Here is a 440-nt window from a genome sequence, read left to right as displayed (position 1 = left end):
CGCCGAACCCTGCGGCGCGCCCCAGTTCATCGGAACGAAGAGACCGATCAGGAGCAGCAATAGGACGAGGGCCGGGGAGACCTTCCAGAACAGGTTGAAGGGCACGACTCGCAGCTTCACCAGAATGAAGAGGAGCGCGAGATAGCTGTTGAGGAGGACGACGATCATCGTGCGGCTTCCCCATCGAGCGCGGGACGGGCCGGCTTGGCGGGGACGTCGACATAGGCCCAGATCAGAACGACCGGCCAGAGTACGAAACCGAGAAAGAGCGTGACCCAGCCGCCGATCGCCACGGCCTCGGCCCAGGGATGGTTACGGCGCCGGGCGACCATACCCGGCCACATCGCCATGAACACGACGACGAAGACCGTGCTGGCTGCGAGGACGACGAGAACGATCCAGGCGAAGATATCGAGGCCCGACATGGCGCTCCTCTAAAG

General features: G+C 63.9%; 1 protein-coding gene. It reads right to left on the bottom strand.

Going from position 1 to position 440, the window contains the following annotated elements:
• Positions 1-164 precede the first annotated feature (164 nt).
• Positions 165-425, bottom strand: a complete 261-nt coding sequence (locus CRU95_RS16185) for a DUF3302 domain-containing protein (protein WP_129102127.1) — start codon at positions 423-425, stop codon at positions 165-167.
• Positions 426-440: the final 15 nt, after the last annotated feature.

The sequence above is a fragment of the Arcobacter sp. F2176 genome (assembly GCF_004116465.1).
GTDB classification, from domain to species: Bacteria; Campylobacterota; Campylobacteria; order Campylobacterales; family Arcobacteraceae; genus Arcobacter; species Arcobacter siniprincipis.
This window is presented reverse-complemented; position numbering and strand designations above follow the sequence as displayed.